This is a genomic window from Streptomyces sp. A1277, assembly GCF_004795015.1.
Lineage (GTDB): Bacteria > Actinomycetota > Actinomycetes > Streptomycetales > Streptomycetaceae > Streptomyces.
This window is the reverse complement of sequence record NZ_SSBI01000075.1, coordinates 1-19,205: the sequence shown is the minus strand read 5'-3', so window position 1 is coordinate 19,205 and position 19,205 is coordinate 1. Positions and strand designations below refer to the sequence as shown.

Below are 19,205 nucleotides of genomic sequence, written 5' to 3'. Positions count from 1 at the left end.
GGACATCATGCGCTGTCTCAAGCGATTCGTCGCCCGCGAGGTCTACCGCACGCTGACCACCAAGCCCACGGAACGAATCACTCAAACCGCCCTCGCTGCTGCGGCTTGACAACCATAGGAGCATCCAGGCGGCCGCCACGGGGCTCTCGCCGGCCGTCCAGGCCGGACCCGGTCTGCTGCTCGGCGGAGTCCGTCTCGGACACGGGCCGGATCGACCGTGCTGCAGACCGAGCCCGAGCCCGAGATGCGGGGCCGTGTGCCCGGTGTGGGGCGCAGCGCCGGCACCGGACGGCAGCTGGCCGGGCCGCCCCTGCTGGGGCTGCTGGTCGAGTTCGCGGGGGCCCGGGGCGCGCTGGTCTCCGGCGGCCTGCTGATCGCCGGGGTGATCTTCGCCGGAGGGCTGCGGGGCCGCGTCCTGGCCCGCGGGACGGCGCGCTCACCGGCCCAGCCCGCGACGCCTCAGATGGTGCTTCCCGCTCTGTCCCAGGCTGCCTGACCCCGCGCGGCCCCGGGCAGGTTTGGGGCGGCCCCGGGCGGGAAAGGGCCAGGCGTGCTTCGGACAAGAGGCGCGCCCGTGGGAGCTCTGCTCCGGGTGCCGCCTGTCCGGCAGGCGCTCTCACGGTAATCCGCCCAGGCGACGCCGAGGGAGTGAAACATGATGGCCGGTGCCCGACAGACAGCGCCCGAGAAGCAACAGGACATGCCGCCCGCGGCGGCCGCCTTCCAGCGGCTCCGGGCCCTTCCAGCGGGGCCGGAGCGGGACGAACTACGCCGGGCCACCGTCTGCGCCTGGCTGCCCATGGCGCACCGGCTGGCCTCGCGCTTCCGCGACCGGGGTGAACCGCTGGACGACCTGCGCCAGGTGGCGGCCATCGGCCTCGTCAAGGCGGTGGACCGCTACGATCCCGCGCGCGGCAAGGCATTCGAGACGTACGCCGTGCCCACGGTGGTGGGTGAGCTGAAGCGCCACTTCCGTGACCACACCTGGGACCTCCACGTGCCGCGCCGGGTGCAGGACCTGCGCAACCAGGTGCGGGTGGCCCGCCGTGACCTCGCGCAGACGCTCGGCGGAAGGCTGCCGACCGAGGCGGAGATCGCCGGCCGGACGGGGCTCTGCGTCGAGGACGTCCGCGCGGGTCTGGAAGCCCTGGACAGCTACCGCACGCTCTCACTGGACGCCGAGATACCGAAGGCCGGCGACGGGGCCTGCCTCGCCGACACCCTGGGGCTGTGCGATCACGCCCTGGACGTCGCCGTCGACCGCGAGGCCGTCAAACCCGGGCTGCGCAGCCTGCCCGAGCGTGAGCGCACCATCCTCTACCTGCGGTTCTTCCGGGACATGACGCAGGACCGGATCGCCGAGACCCTCGGCATCTCCCAGATGCACGTCTCCCGGCTGATCGCCCAGTGCTGCGAAGAGGTGCGCCGACAGGCCCTCCAGGGCACCGGTCAGCCGACGTAGCGCCGGGCGGTCCCCTGCCGCTGGGCCCGCTCCAGGGCCGCCAGCCGGCGCTCGATGTCAGGCGGTACGGGCCGGCGCTGGCGCAGCACCCAGGGCAGGCCCCGCCCCGCGTGCGCGAAGGCGCGGAGCGACGCGCGGTCCCTGGGGACGGTGGCGAGCAGGTAGAGGGTGCGCCGCAGCGCGGAGCCCGCCGGGCGCCGCAGCCAGGTGAACCAGAGCGTGTTGCGCAGGCCCAGCACGCGCCGGGCGGTGCTGTCGCGGACCGGGGAGGCCGCGTGGTGGATCACCATCTCGGGGACGTACGCCAGCCACCAGCCCGACCGCATCAGGTCGGTCGCCATCAGCTCCTCCTCGCCGCCGAGCCAGAGCCCGGGGTGGAAGCCGCCCGCCTCGCGGAACGCCTCGGTGCGCATCACGGTGGCCGCCGCCAGGAACGAGCCGATCGCGGGGCCGGGCAGCCAGGGCGGGCCGGTGAGCGGCGAGTCGCGGAGTTCCGCCACGACGGGGTCGTCCTCGCCCCCGGGTTCGACGACGATCCTCGCGGTGACGGCGGCCAGCCGCTCGTGCGCGTCGAGCCGGTCGGCGGCGATGCGCAGGGCCCCGGGGTCCCACCAGGTGTCGTCGTCGCAGAACGCCACGTACGGGGTACGGACCTGCCGTACGGCGAGGTTGCGGCCGACCGCGCCGAGGTTCCGGCCGGGTGTGAGCAGCCGGACGTCGGGGAAGTGCCGTGCGACCGCCTCGGCCGTGCCGTCCCGGGAGGCGTTGTCCGTGACGATGACGGCCGGCCGTTCGGGGAGCCGGCTGAGCGTGCGCAGGGTACGCAGGAGCTCGGAGCGGCGGTCGCGCGTGATGATCACCACCGTGAGGCGCGGGTCCGGGGCGGGCGGGTCACCGGCGTTCATCGGTCTCCTCCGTCCGGCGGGGTGTTCTCCAGGAGCCGGATCCGGTTCTCGACCCAGCGGGGCAGCGGCCTGCGCAGGCGCAGGGCGGCGGGCAGGCGGGCCAGGGCCTGGCCCAGTGCGCGCCCGGCTCCGGGACGGCCGCGCGCCGAGGCGCCCAGCAGCCGGGAGGTGTCCCGGAGCGCGACGGACAGGGGCCGCCGGAGCCAGGCCGTGAGCAGGCTGTTGCGGAGCACCGCGACCGTCCGGCCGGGCCGCTCCCCCGGGTCGGGGCCGTGGTGTGCGACGAGGGACGGTTCGTAGACGACGCCCCAGCCCGCGGCCGTGAGGTCGTAGGCGAGCAGGGTCTCCTCGGCACCGAAGAAGAGCAGGCGGTGGTAGCCGCCGGCGTCCAGGAAGGCGGAGCGGCGGACCACCGCCGCGCAGCCGAGGAACCCGAGCACCGGTGTCCCGGGCAGGTCCGCGCGGCCGGGCAGGGGCGAGGCGGCGAGCACGCGGTTGAGGGGGTCCGGCTCCCCGGAGGGGTGGACCACCGTCCGGGAGGCGAGCAGGCCCAGCTTCGGGTAGGTGTCGAAGAGGGCTTCGGCGGTCTTCAGAGCGCCCGGCTCCCACCAGGAGTCGTCGTCGCTGAACGCCACATAGGGCGTGGTGGCCCGCTGTGCCGCGAGGTTGCGGCCCAGGGCGCCGGTGTTGCGGCCCGGTGAGAGCAGCCGCGCCCCCACCGGATGGCGGCGCACGGCCTCGTCGGTGCCGTCCGTCGATCCGTTGTCCACCACGAGGACGGGCGGTTTCTCCGGGAGGGCCGCCAGCCGGTCCAGGGTCCTGAGCAGGCTCTCGCGACGGTTGCGGGTGATGATCGCGACGGTGGTGCGGCCGCCGCGCCCGGCCGGTTCGCGGGCGTACTCAGACATGCCCGGCCACCTCCTTCGCGGGGTCGCCGTGCCGCAGGGCGGCCAGGGCGCCGCGCGCCACCTCGTCGGCGCCGATCCGCAGGAGGAGGGGGTCAGGGGCGCTGCCGTGGGGGTCGCCGGGCGGGCCCGGGTGCCAGAGCACGGTGTGGCGGGGCCCGGGGGGCGGGCCCCAGAGGGCGGGGGCGACCGGGCCGAACAGGGTCACCGACCGGGTGCCGTGCGCGACGGCGAGGTGGGCGGGCCCGGTGTCGCCGCTGACGAGGAGCGCGGCCCCGGCGACGAGTGCGGACAGGCCGTCGAAGGAGAGGGTGCCCGCGAGCACGTCGGCGGGGCCCAGGCCGGCGCGTGCGGCGACCTCGGCGCAGAGCTCCTCCTCCCCCGGGCCTCCGCTGACGACGACACGGTGCCCGGCCTTGCGGAGCGCCGCCGCGACGGCCGCGTACCGGTCGGCGGGCCACCGGCGGGCCGCCGACTCCGCGCCCGGGTGGACGACGACGGCGCCCGGCGCCGGGGACGGGACGACGGGCGGCGGGATGCGTACCTCGGCGGGGTCGGCGGGGATCCCGTACGCGGTCAGGAACCGGCACCAGCGCTGCCGCTCGTGCTCGTCGCGCCGCCACCGGGGCGGGTCGGGGTGCGCGGCCTCGGGGCGGGCGAAGGAGAGCGTGCGGCCGGGGCGGAGAGCGGCGAGCACGTCGTGGCTGAGCGGTCCGTTGCCGTGCAGGTCGATGGCGAGGGCGGGCGGCGGGCCCGGCCAGTGGTCCAGGGACGGCACCTGCCGGCCGTTCTCGGGCGTGGCGAAGTGCACGTCGGCGGCGCCGGCCGCCCGGACCGCCGGGGCCAGGCTGCCCGGCGCGGCGAGCACCGTCTCGTACTGCGGGAAGGCGCGTCGTACCGCGCGCAGCGCCGGCACCCCCGCCAGCAGGTCCCCCAGCCCCAGGGCGCGCAGCACGAGGACGGCGGGCCGGTCGCCGGAGGGAGCGGTACGGGGGCCCGGCGGGGTCTCGGACACCGGGCTCACCGCCGGGTGGGGGTGCCGGGACGGCGGGCGGCGCGCTCCACGAGGCGGGTGCTGGAGCGTCCGTCGAGGTAGGGCAGGAGCACCACCTGGCCGCCCCAGCTCTCCACGAGGGCGGTCTCCGGCAGGTCGGTCAGGGCGTAGTCGCCGCCCTTGGCCCAGATGTCCGGCCGCAGTTCGTCCAGGAGCCTTTCCGGGGTGTCCTCGTCGAAGACGACGACGGCGTCCACGCAGTCGAGCGCCTCCAGAACCCGGGCGCGGTCGCCGGCGGGCACCACGGGACGGCCGCCGCCCTTGCGGCGCCGGACCGACGCGTCGGAGTTGACGCAGACGACGAGGCAGTCCCCGGCCCGGCGGGCGGCCTGGAGGAGTTCGACGTGCCCGGCGTGCAGCAGGTCGAAGCAGCCGCCCGCGGCGACGACGGTGCCGCCTCGTTCGCGGACGCGGCGGACGAGTGCGCGGGCGCCGCCGTCCGTACCGGCCTCATCGGCGGCGGGTCCGGTGTCCCGGAGCACCGCGTGGGCTCCGCCGTCGGACACGAAGCGGGCTGCGGCCTCGACGGCCTCGCGGACGGCGAGTTCGACCAGGTCGCCGTCGGCGAGCCGGCCGGCCACCGCGACGGCGAAGCTGTCGCCCGCCCCGCAGCAGTCGCCGCTCGCCCGCCAGGGTGCGGGCACCAGCAGCGGGGGGCCGCCCCGGGACAGCAGGGCGCCGTTCTCACCGAGCGTGACGGCGACGGAGGCGATGCCCCACCGTTCCCGCAGTGTCCGGGCGTCCGCCGTGGCCGCGCGCAGGATGTCGCGGTGGTCCTGCGGCCGTGCGCTCCCCCCGCCCTGGGGCTTGGGGGCCGGCTGTCCGGCGAAGTGCCGTGCCTCCGGGGCGGCGGGGGTCGCCAGGCGGGTGCCCGGGACCGGCGGGCCGCCGGCGGGGTGCGGGTCCCAGACGACCGGGACGCGGGCCGCCCGTGCGGCCAGGGCCTCGCGCAGGACGTCGGCGGTGCCGCGCCCGTAGTCGGCGACGAGCACGGCCCCGGCCTCCGCGACCGTCTGCTCGGCGCCGGGCGTGGAGCCGGCGGCGCGCCCGTCGCCCTCGTCCAGGCGCAGCAGGGGCCGGCCGTCCGCCATGAGCCGGGTCTTGCGGGACAGCGGGCCGCTGAGCGGGAGTTCCACGAGGTGCACGCGGTCTCGCAGCATGTCCCGTACGGCGTGGGACGCCTCGTCGTCGCCGAGGGCGGTGACGAAGGTGATCTCCCGGCCGCCGGCCGCCGCGAGGCACGCCGCCAGTGCGGCGCCGCCCGGCCGGGTGCGGTGCTCCACGTCGCCGACGACGGGCACGGGGGCGTCGGGGGCGAGGCGTTCGGCGCGGCCCGAGACGTCGCGGTCGAGCAGCGAGTCGCCGACGATCAGGAGGGGGGCGGGGCGCTTCATGAGGCGTCCTCCTCGGCCGGGGTGCCTTCGACGGCCGGCTTCTCGCCCGGCCGGGCCGCGGCGCGGGCGGCGATCTCGCGGTCGAAGCTCTCGCAGATCATGTGGACGGCGACGAGGTGGAGTTCCTGCACGGTCGCCGATCCGGCGGCCTCGACGCACAGCGACTCGTCGCTCGCCGCGGCCAGCGGGTTGGGCTCGGGCCCGGTCAGGGACCAGACGGGCATGCCGATGCGCATGGCCTCCGTCGCGGCCTCCAGCAGGTTGGCGCTGGCGCCGCTGGTGGACAGGACCATGAGGATGTCGCCGGGCCTGCCGTGGGCGCAGGTCTGCCGGGCGAAGACCTCGTGGACCCCGTAGTCGTTGGCGATGGCGGTGGTGGTCGAGGTGTCGGCGTGCAGGGCGAGCGCCGAGTAGGCGGGGCGGTCGTCGCGGTAGCGGCCGACGAGCTCGGCGGTCAGGTGCTGGGCCTGGGCGGCGCTTCCGCCGTTGCCGGCGACGAGCAGGCGGCCGCCGTCGGACAGGACGCCGGCCAGGGTCTTGCCCCAGCGCTCCGTCACACCGGCGGCGCGGCGGAAGGCGGGCAGGGCCCGGGCGAGGTCGTCGCAGTGCTGGCCGGGTGCGATCAGCTTCATCGTGCCACCTCCGAGGGCTGGGGGGTGCGGACCAGTTCGGCGTAGACGCGGGAGACTCCGTCGGTCACCTCGTCCCAGGTGAACCGGGCGAGCGCGTGGGAGCGTCCGGCGGCGCCGTAGCGGGCGCGGCGATCCGGGTCGTCGAGCAGGCCGCGGATGGTGGCGGCCAGGTCGTGGCCGCCCTCTTCGTCGGTGGCCGGCACCAGCGTGCCGGTCACTCCGTCGACCACGGTGTCCAGTTGGCCTCCGACGGCCGTGGCGACCACCGGGGTGCCGCAGGCCATGGCCTCGATCGGGACGATGCCGAACGGTTCGTAGCGGGGCAGGGACAGCAGCAGGTCCGCGCTGGACATGAGGTGCGGCATCAGCTCCTGCGGTACGCAGCCGAGGAGCCGGACCCGCTCGGCCACTCCGTATTCGGCGGCGACCTTGCGCAGGCGTTCGGCCTCCGGGTCGGCGAACAGGAGCGGGGCCTCCGGTCCGCCGGCGATGAGCAGTTCGGCGTCCGGGACATCGGCGAGGGCCTTGATGGCGCGGTCGAACCCCTTACGGGGGACGAGCCTGCCGACGGACAGCAGCCGGCGCGGGGCGCCGGGCGGCCGGTCGGCGAGGGGCACCGGGGCGAAGTGCTCCGTGTCGACTCCGCAGGGCACGACGCTGATCCTGGAGCGGGGCACGCCCATGGCGGTGAGTTCGACCAGTTCGTCGGCGCAGGTGGCGATGATCCGGTGGGCCTCGCGGCCGATCCTGGTCTCGATGTCGACGCGCTCGGGCGGGCTGGTGTCCTCGCTGCCCTGGTGGCGCCGCTTCACCGTGCCGAGCGCGTGGTAGGTCTGGATGACGGGGATGCCGCCCCCCGCGGCCCCGGTGAGGGCGGCCATGCCGGACATCCAGAAGTGCGCGTGGACGACGTCGGGGCGGGTGAGCCGCCAGAGCCGGGCCAGGTAGGCCCCGAACTCCGGCATCCAGGCCAGCAGTTCGTCCTTGGGCACGGTGGCCGGCGGTCCGGCCGGCACATGGACGACCTTCACGCCCTGCTCGGTCCGCACCAGGGTGGGCGTGTCGGGCCGGTCGCGGCGGGTGTAGACGGTGACGTCGTGTCCGCGCCGGGCCAGGCATCCGGCGAGCTGGGCCACGTACACGTTCTGTCCGCCCGCGTCGGGGCCGCCCAGGTCGGCGAGCGGGCTGGCGTGCTCGGACACGAGGGCGATCCGTGCGGGTCGCGGCAGGGGCTGCGTCATCGCGTGACCTCTTTCATCAGTCGGTCCCAGTCGTCCAGGAACCGTTGGACGCCGTACCTGGCGCGGGCCGCCTCGCGCGCCCGGCGGCCGGTGTGCTCGGCGTGGGCGTGGTCGGCGACGAAGTGGCGCAGGGCGTCGGTGAGTACCTCGGGCCGGTTGGAGACGACTCCGGCGCCGGGTGGCACCGCTTCGTGCACCTCCGTGGTGCCGAGGGCGACCACGGGCATGCCGAGGAACATGGCCTCCAGCAGGGACAGCCCGAGCGAGGTCCACCGCACCGGGTGCAGGTAGACGCGGCGGCTCGCCAGGGCGCGGTGGAGTTCGTCCTGCGGGAGGTCGAAGGTGCGGCACCGCTCCTCGGTCAGGCCGAGGTGCCCGGCCAGCCCCTGCGTCCGCATGCCGAAGACGTCCAGGGGTACGGCGCCGGCGAAGGCGGGCAGCAGGTCGGTGCCGGTGGTCCGGCCGCGCCGCACCGGCTCGTTGACGACGACGGCGGCCCGGGGTTCGGTGCCCGTCCACAGGGGGCCGGGGTCCACGATGCCGTGTTCGATGACGCTGGTGGGGGCGCGGCCGTTGTCCCACATCAGGCGGTTGAAGTGGGTGACGTGCACGACGGGGATGTCCGACCGCTCGGCGAGGGTGTGCCGGGTGTCCACGGGGGTTTCGTGCGGGCTGTTGTGTTCGACGTACACGGCGGGGACGTCCTGCCCCGGGCGGCGGCCGGTCCAGGCGTGGGCGAGTTCGACCTCGTGCGGGCGCTGCAGGACGACGAGGTCGATCTCGGCGTCGCGCAGTTCGTCCGGGCCGATCTCCCGCACGGACGAGGGCCAGGTCCACGTCCGGGCACGGCCGAGGCCGTCGGGCCCCCGGTCGGGGGTCACCGGCACCAGGTAGGTGTGCGGTCCCTGGACGAAGGAGGTCAGCCACGAACCGTGGACGTGCCAGATGAGGATGTTCATGAGCTCTCCTTCCGGAGCTTGTGCACCGCGCTCACCACGTCGTGCGCGGTGACGCCGCCCAGACAGGGGTGGCCCGGCACCGGGCAGTGGCGGGCCCTGCTGTCGGCGCACGGGGCGCGCTGGTCGCCGAGCAGCACGACGGGGACGCCGAAGGGCGCCCAGCGCGAGGCGGGTACGACGGGGGCGAAGAGCGAGACGACCGGGGTGCCCACGGCGGCCGCGAGGTGGGCGGGGCCGGTGTTGCCGCAAACGACGACGTCGGCGTGGCGCAGGACTCCGGCGAGCGTCCGTGGGCTCGTACGCCCTCCGAGGTCGACGGCCACTTCGCCGCTGACCTGGCGGGTGAGCTCGGTTTCGGCCGGTCCTCCGGTGACGACGACGCGGTGCCCGGCGTCGGCCAGCTGCTGCACGGCTTCGGCGTGGCGGCCGGGGTCCCAGGCCCGGGCCGGGGCGCTCGCCCCCGGGTGCACGACGACGTAGGGGCCGTTGCCGGTGAGCGTGGCCGTGTCGGGCGACGGCAGGACGCGCAGCCGGCCGTCGTCGCCGGCGGGGAGGGCGAAGCCCATGGCGACGGCCACGTCGAGCGCGGCCTCGGCCTCGTGCCGGCCGGGGAGCCGGTGATGGCGCACGTCGAGCAGCCGGCCGGGGTGGTCGACGCTGTCGGCCCCGAGCCGGGCCACCCCGGCCATGCGGAGCAGGAGTGCGGCGGGCAGCGGGCTCTGGTGGAAGGAGGTCAGCACGAGTCCGGTGTCGAACGCGCGCTCCCGCAGCGAGGCGATCAGACCGGTGATGTCCGCCTCGTCGACGGGCGGCGGGTGGGTGCCCTCCCAGGGCGCCTGCCAGACGAGGACGTCGTCCACGCCCGGGAGCAGGCGGGCGGCGGGCTCGCCCAGCGGTCCGCAGAGGATGGTGACGTGCTCGGCCTGCGCGGCGACCGCCCGCACGGCGGGCCCGGCGAGCAGCACGTCGCCGAAGCTGTCGAGTCGTACGACGAGCGCCTTCATACGGACCGCCCTTCCGTGCGGGCGGCCGTCGCGGCCGGTCCGGGGCGGGCCAGGAGGCGGCGGACGGCGGTGAGGACGTCGGGCGCCGGGTGCGCCTCCGCCCGCGTCTCCTCGGGCCGGGTCTGCGCGTTGGGGACGAGGATGCCTTCGGCGCCGGCCGCTCGGGCGGCGAGCACGTCGGCGGCGATGTCACCGATGACGACGCAGTCGGCGGGGCGTACGGCCAGCCGCCGGGCGGCCTCGTCGACCAGTCCGGGCAGGGGTTTGCGGCATGCGCACCCCTCGTCGGGGCGGTGCGGGCAGTAGACCCAGACGTCGAAGGGGCCGGTGAGTTCGTCCACCCGGGCGTTGACCCGGCGCACGTCCTCGTGGGTGAGCAGGCCCCGGCCGACGCCGGACTGGTTGCTGACGACGCCGGTCGCAATGCCGGCGTCGCGCAGGAGCCGTACGGCCTCGGCGGCGCCGGGCACCGGCCGGACCCGGGCCGGGTCCGCGTTGTACGGGACGTCGTGCACGAGGGTGCCGTCCCGGTCGAACAGCACGGCGGCCGGCCTGGTGAGCGGCGGCCCGTCGGGCTCGGCCGTTCGGCGGGGTCGGGGGTTCACGCGGTACCTCCCCAGGCGGCGGCGCTGCGGTGGCGTATCGCGCCGAGGGCCCGGTGCAGTGCCGCCAGCGGCGGGATGACCACACTGGTGCCGATCATGGTGGCGACCTCCGCGGCCGTGCGGGGACCGGGCGCGATGCGGGCCCAGGTGAACTCCGCGGTGCCGGCGGCCCACAGGGCGCCCGCCACCGCTGCCGCGCGGCGGTGTCCGGTGAGGGCCAGCGCGGCGGCGGTGAGTCCGGTGGCGGTGACGGCGAGGTGGCCGGGCAGCCGGCCCCTGGGGGCCTCGGCCCTGGTCCACCAGTCCGGTCCGTGGATGCGGTTCATCAGGGCGTCGTCCGCGTTGCCGCGCTGGGTGCGTACCGAGACCCAGCGGTCGGCGGGGCGGACGGGGTGCAGGGTCGAGCGCGTGCCCCGGCCGAGGGTCCAGCCGCCGTCCATCAGGCGCAGGGCGAGGTCGGCGTCCTCCCGGAAGGCCCGGAGGAACCGTTCGTCGAACCCTCCGGCCCGCCGCACCGTCTCCGTGCGGTAGGCCATGTCCGCGGTGGCCCAGGCGGCCTCCTCCAGGCCCGCCGTGCAGCGCTCCCAGTCGGTGGGCCTGCGGTCGTCGGGGAGCGGCACCGTGAGCCGGCCCTGCACTCCGGCGGTGCCCGGCCCGGCCTGGGCGAGGTCGTGGGCCAGCAGGGCCCCCCAGCCGGGGCGCACCTGGACGTCGTCGTCCAGGAAGACGACCCAGGGCGTGGCCACGTGGCACAGCCCGGCGTTGCGGGCGGCGGCGGGGCCGCGGCCCCCCGTGGCCAGTACGGTGACCCGGTCCGCGAGCGGGCCCGCCCCCGTGAGGTCGAGGGGCCCGTCGGCGTCGCGGCGGTCGTCCACGACGAAGACCTCCCGGGGCGGCGGGACGGCCGCCTCGGCGAGGGCCCGCAGGCAGGCGTCGAGGCAGCGGCGGCCGATGGTGGGGATGACCACGGAGTAGGGGTCGGCGCTCGGCGCGTCCTGCGCTTCGTGCGGGGCTGCGGTCTTCACGCGGCGCTCCTCGTCCCCGGCCGTCACGTGAACGCCTTCGAACGGCGGACGAGGAAGGGGCCGATGGCCAGCAGGTCGACCGGGGCCGAGCCGAAGCATTCGAGCGCTTCGCGCGGGTGGTCGACCATGGGCCGGCCGGCGGTGTTGAGGCTGGTGTTGACGACGACCGGAAGGCCGGTGCGTTCCTCGAACGCCGTGAGCATCCGGGCGACCAGCGGTTCCGCCGCGGCGTCCACGGTCTGGATGCGGGCGGTCCCGTCCACGTGGACGACGGCCGGGATGCGGGCCTTCCACTCCTCGGCGACCTCGTGGACGAAGAGCATGTACGGGCTGGGCATCTTGCCGTCGAAGAGTTCGGGGGCCCGTTCCGAGAGCACCATGGGGGCCACGGGCCGGAACTCCTCGCGTCCCTTGACCGCGTTCAGCCGCTCCAGGTTCTCGGCCCGGCCCGGGTGGGCCAGGAGGGAGCGGTGGCCGAGTGCCCGGGGGCCGAACTCGCTGCGTCCCTGGAACCAGGCGACGATGCCGTCCTGCGCCAGTTCCTCCGCGACGGCGGCGGCGACGTCCTCGGGTTCCTCGTAGGGCAGCGCCGCCGTCTCCAGCATGCGGCGCAGCTCCTCGTCGCTCCAGCCCCGGCCGAGGGCGGCGGTGGTCATCGGGCGGACCGGGCCGTGTTCGGCCGAGACGTGCAGGGCGGCGCCCAGGGCGGTGCCCGCGTCACCGGCGGCCGGCTGGACCCAGACGTCTTCGAAGGGGCCTTCCCGGTGCAGCCGCGCGTTGGCGACGCAGTTCAGGGCCACTCCCCCGGCGAGCGCCAGGCGCGGCGCGCCGGTGCGTTCGTGGAGCCAGGAGGCCAGCTGGAGGACGGTCTCCTCCAGGCACTGCTGGGCGCTGGCCGCGAGGTCGGCGTGCTGCTCGGTGTACGCGCCGCCCGGTCGGCGCGCCGGGGCGAACTCGCTCCAGGGGACGCCGGATGCGCGGAATCCTCCGCCGCCGGTGTCGTGGACGTACTCGGCGAGCCGCTGGGCGAAGACGGGCTTCCCGTACGAGGCGAGGGCCATCACTTTGAACTCGTCGCTGCTGCGCAGGAATCCGAGGTGTTCGGTCAGCTCCTCGTAGAAGAGGCCCAGCGATTCGGGCAGCGGCTGCGAGTTCAGGATCTCCAGGGCGCCGCCCCTGTAGTGCCCGGCGAGTTGCGAGGAGCATTCCCCTCGCCCGTCGAGCACCAGCACCGCGCAGTCGCCCGCTGGTGCGGCGAGTCCGGCGGACGCGGCGTGCGCGACGTGGTGGGCGACGAAGCGGACCTTGGCCGGGTCGAGCCCGGGCAGCGCTTCGGCAAGGAACTCCGGGGCGCGCCGCGCGTAGGTCTGACGCAGGTCGTCCCACGGGTCGTCCAGGCCCATCTGCTCGGCAGGACGGGCGAGTTCGGGGTCGTAGGAGTAGGCGACCGCGTCCAGGTCGGCCGGTTCGAGTCCGGCCGCCTCCAGGCACCAGCGGGCGGAGAGTTCGGGCAGTTCCCAGGCGGAGAACGGCACCGGGCGCTTCCCGTGCTTGCGCCTGCTGAACCGCTCCTCCTCGGTGGCGGCGACGGTTGTCCCGTCGATCACCAGAGCAGCGGACGGGTCGTGGAACAGGGCGTTGATTCCGAGCACGCGCATGCGCTGGCTCCTTCAGAAAGTGCGGGCCGTTGCGTCGGCCGGCGCGCCGGGGCGCGAGGCGAAGTACGCGATGGTGCGTTCCAGCCCTTCCTCCCAGGACACGTGTGGTTCCCAGCCGAACATCTCCCGCACCAGCGTGGTGTCGGGGCGCCGTCGTTCGGGATCGTCCACGGGCCGGTCGATGTAGTCGATCCGGCTGGCGGAGTTGGTCAGTTTGACGATCCGGCGGGCGATCTCCCGTACGGTCGTCTCGTCGCTGCCGCCGATGTTGACCGGCCGCACGGACTTGCTCGCGGCGACGCTCAGTACGCCGTCGAGGGTGTCGTCGACGTAGCAGAGGGACCTGGTCTGGCTGCCGTCGCCCGCGACGGTGAGGGGTTCCCCGGCCAGTGCCTGGCAGATGAAGGTGGGGACGGCCCGTCCGTCATGGGCCCGCATGCGGGGGCCGTAGGTGTTGAACAGCCGGACGATCCCGGCGTTCGTTCCCTTCGCCGCGTTGTGGGCGGTCACCAGCGCTTCGGAGAACCGCTTCGACTCGTCGTACACGCTGCGCGGCCCGACCGGGTTCACATTGCCCCAGTAGTCCTCCCGCTGCGGGTGGACCAAGGGGTCGCCGTAGACCTCGGAAGTCGAGGCGAGCAGCAGCCGCGCGCCGTCCCGGGCGGCGATCTCCAGCATGTTGCGCGTTCCGAGGCTGCCGACGTCCAGGGTCTCCAGCGGCATTCTCAGATAATCGGCGGGTGAGGCGGGGCAGGCGAAATGGAGAACGAGATCGTAGGGGCCGCGCAGTTCCCGTAGGCAGGACGGATCGGAGATGTCGGTGCGGACAAATCGAAATCCGTCCGTTCCTTCGAGGTGTTCGATGTTCTCCGCCGCTCCGGAGGCGAGGTTGTCGGCGCAGTCGACCGCCACTCCCCCGCCCAGCAGGCGCTCACACAAATGCGATCCGAGGAAACCGGCACCGCCCGTCACCAAGGCACGCCGCCAGGGCAACCGCTCGGGTCCAGAGGACGTCATGTGCCCCTTCTCCTTTCAGAGAGCTGGGAGTTGCGAAACGCACGCTTCAGCGAAATATCCGCGTGCGACGGCTGACGGATGGACGGATGCAAAAACGCGTCGGGCCGCCTGCTCCGCCATGCCACGGCGCGCCCGCTGCCCCGGCGGAAATATCCGCCTGCGTCATCGCCTCTTCCGGCGACACAGGCCGCGTGCCCTGCCGATCGCTTCTCACACATGGATCCTGCCGGAGTAACTCGCTCGCGCATCTCCGGGACTACCGTTGGAATGAATCAAGGAACAGGAGGCGACCATGGTCCAGGGCCTGGCCGGCGTTCTCGACTCACTTCTCCGGCCCCGCAGCGCGGCCGGTCAGGTGCTGGTCACCGGATGGTTCAGCTTCCCGGACGGCGAGGTGACCGCCGGTGACGTCCTCGCGGAACAGGCGGTGTGCGACGCGTTGGACCAGTTGGGTGTCGCCTACGACTCCGCCTGGAGCCCGCACTTCGCCCCGGGCGCACTGACCCTGGAGGCCGCGCCGCCGGAGCGGTACGAGCAGGTGCTGTTCGTCTGCGGTCCGGTGCACGGCGAGCAGCTCACCCGTCTGCACGAGCGTTACGCGTCGTGCAGGCGGACCGCGATCGGGGTGAGCGTGATCGACGGGGACAGCGCGGCGGTGCGGGGGTTCCACCGCATCGTGGCGCGCGACGGGGCAGGGGCGGAGCCCTTCGCCGACCTGGCCCTCTACGCCCGGCCCCGGCCGGACAGGCCCGTGGTGGGTGTCGCCCTCACCCAGGGCCAGGGCGAGTACGCGGGCCGCCGCGCCCACGATCGGGTCGCCGAGGCCCTGGACGACTGGCTGCCGACGAAGGACTGCGCCCGGGTGACGGCGGAGACCCGGCTGGCCCATGACGACTGGCGGCTGTGCCGCACCGCCGACCAGTTCCTGTCACTCGTCGGCCGGCTGGACCTCATGGTCACCGATCGCCTGCACGGGATGGCCCTGGCGCTGAGCATGGGCGTACCGGCCCTGGTGGTGGACCCGGTGCGCGGCGGGGCCAAGGTGTCCGCGCAGGCCAGGGTGTTGCGCTGGCCCGCGGTGATCCCGTGCGAGGAGCTGTCCGGGCGGGCGCTCGACCGGTGGTGGACGTGGTGCCTGTCCGCCGCCGGCCGGGCGGCCGCCGGGCGCAGGCGCTCGCTCGTACGCCGCCGGGCGGGGTGACCGCGTCACGCGGCGGCGGCAGGACCGGCCGGCGCTCTGCGCGGGTGGTCAGTTCGACTGGCCGATCGGGCGGACCACCAGCGTGTTCACGTCCACGCCGCGCGGCTGCGAGATCGCCCAGACGAGCGTGTCCACCAGCTGCCCCGCGGAGATCATCGGTCCGGCCGCCTCGGCGCCGCCGGGGCGCTCGTCCCAGAACGGCGTCAGGACGCGGCCCGGCGCGAGCAGGGTCGTCCCCACGCCGTACCCGGTCGTCAGCATGCGGACGTTCTCGGCGAGGCCGGTCATCGCGAACTTCGTCATCGAGTAGAGGTTGCCGGGCGTGTTCTTGAACCCCGCGACGCTCCCGATGAGCACGATCCGCCCCTGGGTCTCCTTCAACGCCGGCAGCGCCGCCCGCACCAGCAGGGCCGGACCCAGCACGTTGGTCAGGACCATGCCCCGCCACTTCTCGGGGTCGCCGGTCTCGACGTGGGCGTCGGCCGAGTACCCGGCGTTGGCGATGGCGTGGTCGAGCCGGCCGAACGTGCGTACGGTCTCCTCGACGGCTGCCGACACGTGCTCCCAGTCCGCCGCGTCCCCTTCGAACGTCAGCAGCCGGTCGCCGGTGCCCGCATCGGCCGCCGCCCCGGCCAGCACGGCCAGCTTCTTCGCACTGCGCCCGGTCGCCGCGACCCGGTGGCCGAGGCCGAGCAGGCGGTGCACACTCTCGGCCCCGATACCGCTCGAGCCGCCCGTGATGAAGGTGACGGGTGCCTCGTTGCTTTCGGTGGAAGCGTTGCCGTGGGTCATGATCTCCCCGTGTTCCGGTGCGGTGCCGCGCGAGGTGCGGCGCCGTCGCTGTCCCGCCCGACGCTAGATCCTCCGGACCGGCGGCGTCCACGATGCGCGGGGCCGAGTACGCCGGCCGGCCGGCATCCACGCCCGCCCTGCGGGGGCGCAACATCGTCTTCCCCGGAGCCACCCTCGAGGCGTACGTGGCGCGGGGCGAGGAGTCCACGTACCGGTTCGGCGACGACGAAGCCCCGTCCTCCGCAGACGGAGGGAACGGCCTGGCGATCGAGACTGCTCACGGCGCTCAACCTGTTCGGCTGCGAGTGGGGGCGGGTGATACCCACGCCGGATGATTAGTGGAATGTTAAACCACTTATGGGTGTTGTGCGGACCGGACGCCTGCGGGACCGGCCCGGCGACCGCTCGACCGAGGAGGGCACATGAGCGACGGCTACTACGAGTTCGGCACCGCCGCCGAGCGCTGGGAGCGCGCGGGGTTCTTCTTCGACGCGAAGGAGTACGTGACCGCCGCCCGGATCCTGGCCGGCCTCGTCGAGGAGGTGCCGGAGCAGGTGGCACCACGGCTGCTGCTGGCACGGGCCTACTACCACTCGGCGCGCCTCGGGCGGGCCGAGACGGAGCTGCGGGCGGTGCTGGAGCGCGACCCCGTGGAGCACTACGCGCGGCTGATGCTCGGCCGCACGCTGGAGCGCCAGGGGCGGCAGACCGAGGCGGACACGCAGTTGCGGCTGGCCGACGCGCTGTCCCGGACGCCGACAGCGTCGCCTCCCATCACGTCATGACGGCGGCCGGGATGCGCCTGGTGGCCGAGGACGCGTCGCTGAAGTACCTCTTCGTCGAGTGGGGCGGCGCCGGCAGCGGGGAGTGAACGGGCGGAGCCCGCCGGATGGTTCCGGCGGGCTCCGCCCGTGGTGCGGCCGGCTGCGAAAGGGCGACGGTCAGCCCATTGCCGTGGCCGCGCCGCCGCGGGCTCCTGCGACGGCTTCGGCCTTCGGCATCAGCAGCCGTTCGGTGAGGTGGCCGAAGAGGAGGCCGAACGTGGTCCACAGCGTGGCCTGCACCGCGAGGGTGGCCAGCCGGAACTGCCACAGCAGTGTGGCCGGGAAGTCCGCACCGACCTCGTTGAACGAGGGCAGGAACACGTAGGCGAGGGCGATCAGCAGCACATAGCCGGCTGCGGCCACGACCGTCGCGCTCCAGTTGCCCAGGCGGGGCGCCAGCCGCTTGCCGATGATGACGGCGGCGACGGCCAGCAGCACGCTGAGGGCGACCATCAGGAAGAACAGGGCGGTGCGTTTGCCGATGGTGTCGGGGTTGCCGACGGCCGGCGGGTTGGCCGGGTACTTCAGGAACGGCACGAGGTACACGCTCAGCAGGGCCGCACCCGCGATCAGCGCGGCGGTGGCCCGCGGGCCGAACCGGCCCATCCGGCCGAGCGCGTAGCAGAAGACGAGGGCTGCGATGCCGCCGATGGCCACGCCGAACACGAGCACACCGGTGGCCAGGCCCGCGGTGGACTGCACTCCGCGGCTGACGAGCTCCTCGGCGGCGCCGTGGTCGTGGCCGTGAGCGCTGTGGGCAGCCTCTTCGAGCGCGATGGCGGCGTCCACGCGGGACTCGCCGAGGAAGTAGGCGACGAGCAGCGCGAGCGCGCCCGCGACCAGTCCGGCCAGCATGCCGCGGATCAGCAGGGCTCTGACGGATATGGAGTTCATGAGGGATTCCCCTGGATCAGCGAGCAGGTCAGTGGCAGGGGAAACCGAGGAGGTGACGGCCGTCGTGGACCCACTCGTGCACGCCCTCGCCCGAGATGACGGCCGTGGCGCCCTGCTCGGCGCCGACGAAGTAGAGCAGGACCAGCATGAGGATGCCGAAGAAGACCGCCCAGGGGGCGATGGCCTTCAGGGAGATGGGGGTGATGGCGGATGCGCCGGTGGCAGGGGCAGCAGTCTGCGCCATGGCAGAACCTCCTGTGGGAACACGCGTCCCGATCGTGGTGCCTGAGACGAAGGTGCCGGGTCTGACTTCCCGCACGCGTGCGGGTACACAGTGGCGCGACCGTGCCGGATTCTCACCGGACTTCCGTCACACCCTCGTCATGTCGCCGAGACCATACCCCCTGGACACGGGGCACCGCCATGGCCCGTCCGGACGGCACCAAGGCCCCGGACGCCATGGTGTGCTTGGCCGTGTGGCCACTGTTCGGGGAGTTGAGGGCGAGTATGACGGTACGGGTGATGTTGATCTCACCGGCGATGAACGCGGCGCTGCGCGAGGCGCGGTTCGCCGGTGACGCGCCCCTCGACGACTCCGGGATCCGGCAGACCCGGTCGGCCGCCGCCTCGGTGCCCGCCGCGGACCGCGCCCGGCACGGGCCGTCGCGCCGCTGCACCCTGACCGCTGATGCCCTCGGGCTCCGGTCCGCCGTCGATAACGCCTTGCGCGACTGGGAGTTGGGCCGGTGGACCGGTGCGCGACTCGACGAGGTCGGCGCGCGCGAGCCGGAGGCGGTCGCGGCGTGGCTGGCGGACCCTTCCGCGACTCCGCACGGAGGGGAGTCGCTACTCGATCTGTGCGCCAGAGCGGGCGCCTGGCTCGACGCGCCGCACACCAGGGGTGAGGGGCGGGTGCTGGCCGTGGCGGAACCGTCCGTGGTGCGGGCCGCTGTCGTTCACGCGCTGGCCCTGCCGCCGCAGGCGTTCTGGCGGCTCGACGTCGCTCCGCTGACCCTGACGGAACTCAGCGGCAGGTCGGGACGGTGGAACCTGCGCGTCGGGCGGCCGCTCGCCGCCGAGGCGGGCCGCTGAGGGACGCGCGAGGGGCGGCCCGGAGACGTATGTGCAAGAACTGTGACCCGTACCGGAGCTTGACACCCAGATGGTTCACTTCTTAAATCACGTAGTGAACTAAAGCCCCATCGTCCCCCCACGCGATGGCCGTGCCCCCACTTGTCATATGCATGGCGCATCGCACCTCCTCCATCCCGCACGGGAAGGAAATCACATGAACTCCCCCCACCTGGCCAGGCGTCTCCTGGTCTCAGCGCTCTCCGTACTCGCCCTGGTCGCCACCACGTCCGGCCTCGCCTCAGGCGCCCCCACGCCGCTCGACACGTCCCGGACAACCGCGGCCGAGGATTCGGTCGCGGCGGACGCGACGTTCACCGATGACTTCGACGGCTCGGCCGGCTCGGCCGTGGACGGCAGCAAGTGGCAGATCGAGACCGGCGACAACGTCGACAACCACGAGCGGCAGTACTACACCTCAGGGAACAAGAACGCCGCGCTGGACGGCCAGGGCCATCTGGTCATCACCGCCCGCAAGGAGAACCCCTCCAACTACCAGTGC

General features: G+C 74.3%; 19 protein-coding genes, 3 pseudogenes and 1 riboswitch. Of the genes and pseudogenes, 6 read left to right on the top strand and 16 right to left on the bottom strand.

Annotated elements, in window-relative coordinates:
* Window positions 1-186 precede the first annotated feature (186 nt).
* Window positions 187-496, top strand: a pseudogene (locus tag E6R18_RS32650) (MFS transporter); the annotation flags it as partial.
* Window positions 497-658: 162 nt separating this feature from the next.
* Window positions 659-1,462 (top strand): SigB/SigF/SigG family RNA polymerase sigma factor, encoded by an 804-nt coding sequence (locus E6R18_RS32645; protein WP_136320480.1) that lies wholly within the window; start codon window positions 659-661, stop codon window positions 1,460-1,462.
* Here the strand turns inward: E6R18_RS32645 and E6R18_RS32640 are convergent.
* The 12 genes from E6R18_RS32640 to E6R18_RS32585 are packed head-to-tail and all read right to left on the bottom strand — an operon-like array spanning window position 1,450 to window position 13,861.
* Window positions 1,450-2,367: a glycosyltransferase gene (locus tag E6R18_RS32640; protein WP_136320479.1), complete on the bottom strand. Its 918-nt coding sequence runs from the start codon at window positions 2,365-2,367 to the stop codon at window positions 1,450-1,452. The two genes, E6R18_RS32645 and E6R18_RS32640, sit on opposite strands and share 13 nt — an antisense overlap.
* Entirely contained in the window at window positions 2,364-3,275 is a 912-nt protein-coding gene (locus E6R18_RS32635; protein WP_136320478.1) for a glycosyltransferase, read from the bottom strand. Before E6R18_RS32635 ends, E6R18_RS32640 begins: the two co-directional genes overlap by 4 nt.
* The gene (locus tag E6R18_RS32630; RefSeq protein ID WP_136320477.1) at window positions 3,268-4,287 is read right to left on the bottom strand and encodes a glycosyltransferase family 9 protein; all 1,020 of its coding nucleotides are present in this window, start codon (window positions 4,285-4,287) and stop codon (window positions 3,268-3,270) included. The genes E6R18_RS32635 and E6R18_RS32630 overlap by 8 nt, the downstream gene beginning before the upstream one ends.
* 5 nt (window positions 4,288-4,292) lie before the next feature.
* Complete coding sequence (rfaE2, locus tag E6R18_RS32625; protein ID WP_136320476.1) at window positions 4,293-5,720, bottom strand: D-glycero-beta-D-manno-heptose 1-phosphate adenylyltransferase; 1,428 nt, start codon at window positions 5,718-5,720, stop codon at window positions 4,293-4,295.
* Entirely contained in the window at window positions 5,717-6,352 is a 636-nt protein-coding gene (locus tag E6R18_RS32620; RefSeq protein WP_136320475.1) for an SIS domain-containing protein, read from the bottom strand. Before E6R18_RS32620 ends, rfaE2 begins: the two co-directional genes overlap by 4 nt.
* Window positions 6,349-7,593 (bottom strand): glycosyltransferase, encoded by a 1,245-nt coding sequence (locus E6R18_RS32615; RefSeq protein ID WP_136320474.1) that lies wholly within the window; start codon window positions 7,591-7,593, stop codon window positions 6,349-6,351. Before E6R18_RS32615 ends, E6R18_RS32620 begins: the two co-directional genes overlap by 4 nt.
* Complete coding sequence (locus E6R18_RS32610; protein WP_136320473.1) at window positions 7,590-8,552, bottom strand: glycosyltransferase; 963 nt, start codon at window positions 8,550-8,552, stop codon at window positions 7,590-7,592. Before E6R18_RS32610 ends, E6R18_RS32615 begins: the two co-directional genes overlap by 4 nt.
* Entirely contained in the window at window positions 8,549-9,556 is a 1,008-nt protein-coding gene (locus E6R18_RS32605) for a glycosyltransferase family 9 protein (RefSeq protein ID WP_136320472.1), read from the bottom strand. The genes E6R18_RS32610 and E6R18_RS32605 overlap by 4 nt, the downstream gene beginning before the upstream one ends.
* Window positions 9,553-10,161, bottom strand: coding sequence for an HAD-IIIA family hydrolase (locus tag E6R18_RS32600; protein ID WP_240799929.1), 609 nt, complete (start codon window positions 10,159-10,161; stop codon window positions 9,553-9,555). The genes E6R18_RS32605 and E6R18_RS32600 overlap by 4 nt, the downstream gene beginning before the upstream one ends.
* A complete protein-coding gene (locus E6R18_RS32595; RefSeq protein ID WP_240799928.1) occupies window positions 10,158-11,186 on the bottom strand; it encodes a glycosyltransferase in 1,029 nt (342 codons plus the stop codon). Before E6R18_RS32595 ends, E6R18_RS32600 begins: the two co-directional genes overlap by 4 nt.
* 23 nt (window positions 11,187-11,209) lie before the next feature.
* Entirely contained in the window at window positions 11,210-12,844 is a 1,635-nt protein-coding gene (locus tag E6R18_RS32590; RefSeq protein ID WP_136320470.1) for a carbamoyltransferase C-terminal domain-containing protein, read from the bottom strand.
* 12 nt (window positions 12,845-12,856) lie between these two features.
* Window positions 12,857-13,861: an NAD-dependent epimerase/dehydratase family protein gene (locus E6R18_RS32585; protein ID WP_136320469.1), complete on the bottom strand. Its 1,005-nt coding sequence runs from the start codon at window positions 13,859-13,861 to the stop codon at window positions 12,857-12,859.
* Window positions 13,862-14,153: 292 nt separating this feature from the next.
* On the opposite strand from E6R18_RS32585, the gene E6R18_RS32580 reads away from it, so the two are divergent.
* The gene (locus E6R18_RS32580; protein ID WP_136320468.1) at window positions 14,154-15,062 is read left to right on the top strand and encodes a polysaccharide pyruvyl transferase family protein; all 909 of its coding nucleotides are present in this window, start codon (window positions 14,154-14,156) and stop codon (window positions 15,060-15,062) included.
* A gap of 48 nt (window positions 15,063-15,110) precedes the next feature.
* Here the strand turns inward: E6R18_RS32580 and E6R18_RS32575 are convergent, their stop codons facing one another.
* Both E6R18_RS32575 and E6R18_RS32570 read right to left on the bottom strand, forming a co-directional pair.
* Window positions 15,111-15,854 (bottom strand): SDR family oxidoreductase, encoded by a 744-nt coding sequence (locus tag E6R18_RS32575; protein ID WP_136320467.1) that lies wholly within the window; start codon window positions 15,852-15,854, stop codon window positions 15,111-15,113.
* Window positions 15,855-16,012: 158 nt separating this feature from the next.
* A pseudogene (locus E6R18_RS32570) lies at window positions 16,013-16,135 on the bottom strand (pirin family protein); the annotation flags it as partial.
* Between the two features lie 141 nt (window positions 16,136-16,276).
* Between E6R18_RS32570 and E6R18_RS32565 the strand changes: the two are divergent.
* The gene (locus E6R18_RS32565; RefSeq protein WP_136320466.1) at window positions 16,277-16,639 is read left to right on the top strand and encodes a tetratricopeptide repeat protein; all 363 of its coding nucleotides are present in this window, start codon (window positions 16,277-16,279) and stop codon (window positions 16,637-16,639) included.
* A 156-nt stretch (window positions 16,640-16,795) separates the two neighbouring features.
* Here E6R18_RS32565 and E6R18_RS32555 read toward each other — a convergent pair whose 3' ends face one another.
* Entirely contained in the window at window positions 16,796-17,572 is a 777-nt protein-coding gene (locus tag E6R18_RS32555) for a CbtA family protein (protein WP_136320465.1), read from the bottom strand.
* A 28-nt stretch (window positions 17,573-17,600) separates the two neighbouring features.
* The gene (locus E6R18_RS32550; RefSeq protein WP_018099889.1) at window positions 17,601-17,816 is read right to left on the bottom strand and encodes a CbtB-domain containing protein; all 216 of its coding nucleotides are present in this window, start codon (window positions 17,814-17,816) and stop codon (window positions 17,601-17,603) included.
* Between the two features lie 45 nt (window positions 17,817-17,861).
* Window positions 17,862-17,955, bottom strand: a riboswitch (adenosylcobalamin (AdoCbl) riboswitch).
* Between the two features lie 124 nt (window positions 17,956-18,079).
* On the opposite strand from E6R18_RS32550, the gene E6R18_RS32545 reads away from it, so the two are divergent.
* Together E6R18_RS32545 and E6R18_RS32540 are read left to right on the top strand one after the other, a co-directional pair.
* A complete protein-coding gene (locus E6R18_RS32545; RefSeq protein ID WP_136320481.1) occupies window positions 18,080-18,664 on the top strand; it encodes a histidine phosphatase family protein in 585 nt (194 codons plus the stop codon).
* A gap of 196 nt (window positions 18,665-18,860) precedes the next feature.
* Window positions 18,861-19,205, top strand: a pseudogene (locus tag E6R18_RS32540) (glycoside hydrolase family 16 protein); the annotation flags it as partial.